Annotated in this window: 2 protein-coding genes; one reads left to right on the top strand and one right to left on the bottom strand. The window is 73.7% G+C overall.

Going from position 1 to position 3,035, the window contains the following annotated elements; genetic code table 11:
* A partial coding sequence (locus tag HW578_RS24750; protein WP_198373366.1) for a bifunctional metallophosphatase/5'-nucleotidase occupies positions 1–1,418 on the top strand: 1,418 nt, incomplete at its 5' end.
* A gap of 12 nt (positions 1,419–1,430) precedes the next feature.
* On the opposite strand, the gene HW578_RS24745 is transcribed toward HW578_RS24750, so the two are convergent.
* Positions 1,431–3,035 (bottom strand): ArnT family glycosyltransferase (locus HW578_RS24745; protein WP_232479258.1); only part of this gene is annotated, 1,605 nt, incomplete at its 5' end.

Genomic DNA, 3,035 nt, shown 5'->3' with positions numbered 1-3,035 from the left:
CCTGCCTCGGCGGGTCGGCACGCCTCGCGGGCGGGGTGGCCGCCGCGCGCGCCGAGGCCGCGGCCGCGGGCCGCGCCGTCGTCGCCGTGGATGCCGGCGACCAGTTCATGGGCTCGCTGTTCTACACGCAGCATCGCGGCGCGGCGGAACTCGCCGTCATGCGCGCCTGGGGCTGCGAGGCCATGACGCTCGGCAACCATGAATTCGACAACGGGCCCGAGACCCTGGCCCGCTTCGCCGGCGACGCCCCCTTCCCGATCCTGGCGGCGAACATCGACGCGACGGCCGAGCCCCTTCTGGCAGGGCGCATCCGCCCCTGGTTCGAGACGCTGCGCGACGGCGGGCGCATCGCCTTCGTCGGCGTCACCACGCCCGAGACGCCGCAGCTCTCATCGCCCGGGCGCAACCTGCGCTTCACCGACCCGGCCGAGGCCGCGACGCGGGCCATCGCCGAGATCCGCGCGTCAGGACCAGCGACCATCGTGCTGCTCTCGCATCTCGGCCTTGCCGGCGACCGGCGCATCGCCGAGCAGGTCGCGGGCATCGACGCCATCCTGGGCGGGCATTCGCACACGCTGCTGGCGGCCGAACCGGACGCGGACGGCCCCTCCCCGACGCTGGTGGACGGGCGCGACCGCACCGTGCGGATCTTCCAGACCGGCGCCTATGGGCGCTTCCTCGGGCGGCTTGACCTCGACCTGGCCGCGGATGGGCGCATCGCGGCGCAGGGCGGGTCCACCATCCCGCTCGGTGCCGAGATCCCCGAGGATGCGCGCGTGGCCGCGCTGGTGGCCGAGTTCGCCCGTCCGCTCGAGGAAACCCGCCGACGCCCGGTCGGCCGCCTGCCCATGGCGCTGCCCAACACGGATTGCCGGCGCGGCGAATGCGCGCTGGGCAACCTGGTGACCGAGGCGATGCTCGCCGCCATCCCGGGGGCCGAGATTGCCATCACCAATGGCGGCGGCCTGCGCGCCGGTCTGCCCGATGGCCAGGTGACGATCGGCGACGTTCTGACCGTGCTGCCCTTCGGCAACACCGTCGCGGTGATGGGCCTGCGCGGCGCCGACGTCCTGGCGGCGATCGAGCACGGGCTGTCGCAGGGGGCGGGCACCGCCGGGCGCTTCCCGCAGGTGGCCGGCATCCGCTTCGCCTGGGACCCGACGGCGCCGCCCGGCAGCCGCGTGCGCGGGATCGAGGTGGCGCAGGGCAACGGCTTCGCGCCGCTCGACCCGGGCCGCGTCTATCGCGTTCTGACCAATGACTTCATGCGCAAGGGCGGCGATGGCTACGTGATGTTCCGCGACCGCGCGCTCGACCCCTACGACACGGGACCTGTGCTGGACGAGGTGGTGGCGGATGCGATAGCGCGCAGCCGCTTCGGCGGCGTGCCGCCGGATGGGCGAATCGCGCTGCGCTGAGGGGCACCGCCTTCAGCGCAGCCGCCACACCTCGACCGGGCCGCGTTCCTCCCAGACCACCGCGGCCAGGTCGTAGTGCTCGGCCAGGGCTTCCTCGATCATGGCGGCGATGCGCGGGCGCACATTGGGCCACCAGCCCCGGTCGATGACGATGGCGCGGGGGTTGGTGGAGAGGATGCGCGCCACTTCCTCATTCGGGTCGATGCCGGTCACGCTCCAGTAGGGGCCGACCAGCTGGGCGGGGAAGGCGTAGCGCGTGGCGAGCCCGGCCTCGGCCAGCACATAGAGCGCGGGGTGGTAGTTCACCACCCAGACCGGATCGCCCGGTTCGATCTCGCGCCGCAGGGCGTCGGCCACCTCGCGCACCGGGTCGGGGCCGGTCAGGCCGATCGCGCCATAGAGCCGCGGCACGGTCGAGGACCGCCAGGCATCCACCGCCACCCCGCCCACGATCAGCGCGAAGGCCGCCACCACCAGCCCCGGCCGCGCCGCGCGTGCGAGGCGCCGCGCGCCGAGCGCGGCCAGCAGCGAGAGCGGCGGCAGCCAGATCAGGAAGTAGTGCTGAAAGTACATCCCCGGCATCACCACCGCGCAGGTGGCGAAACCGAACCAGATGATGCAGAGCCGTCGCAGCAGCGCGACGGGGCCGCGCCGCACCCGCGGGCGCCACAGCGCCGGCAGCAGCAGCACGAAGGCCCACATCAGGATCATCGCGGCGATCAGCGTGAAGCGCCCGGCATCGAGCAGCCCGACCCGCGCGCCCGCGTAGCGCATCGGCGCGAGGAAGGACCCGACCAGGAAGGCATCGAAATCGCCGCGCAGCGCATAGGCGCCGGCGAAGACGAGGGTCGGCATCGCGCAGAGAAGCGCATAGGCCACCGCGTAGAGCGCGACGCGCATCGAGGACAGCAGGCCGCGCCGCCAGGCCGGCCCCACCAGCAGCAGCCAGGCGAGCGAGCCCTCGAAGAAGGTCACCGGCTTGATGGCCAGCGCGAAGCCGACCATCAGCCCCATCGCCAACACCTTGGCGAAGGGCGGCGCCTCGCCGTTCTCGATCGCACGCCGCGCGCCGCGCAGCCCCAGCGCCATCGACCAGGCGGTGAGCGGCGTGAACAGCACCTCCGTATTGGTCGCGAGCCCGCCCAGCAGCGTCGAATGCGCAAGGTAGAGCAACCCCGCCGCCAGCCCCAGCGCCGGCGGCGCCGTGGCGAAGCGCACGATGGCATAGAGCGCCCAGGACGTCGCCCAGGTGCCGAGCAGCCCGAGCAGCCGCGGCACCCAGATGTCGTCGCCCAGCAGGAACATGATGGTAGCGAAGAGCGCCGGCGCGCCCACCGGGTGCATGTCCCACACGCCAACCAGCGGCCAGTTGCCCGCCAGCCATTCCCGCGCCTGGAGCATGTAGAGCCCCTCGTCGGTGTCGATCACCGCCGGGGGGAAGGAGAAGGCGCGCAGCAGAACGGCGGCCACGAACAGCACCACCGGCACGGCGGCGCCGCGCAACGCCCGGCGCAGGCGCGAGGACGCCACGGTGCGGCGCGCGGCGGGCGCGGGGAGCAGGGGGCCCTCGGGGCTCACGGGCGTCGCATCCCGCGCCTGCGGCCATGCGGGGCCATC

The organism is Roseomonas rosulenta (assembly GCF_016106005.1).
GTDB classification, from domain to species: Bacteria; Pseudomonadota; Alphaproteobacteria; order Acetobacterales; family Acetobacteraceae; genus Neoroseomonas; species Neoroseomonas rosulenta.
Note: the sequence above shows the minus strand (reverse complement) of the source record. Positions and strands in the feature narration are given on the sequence as shown.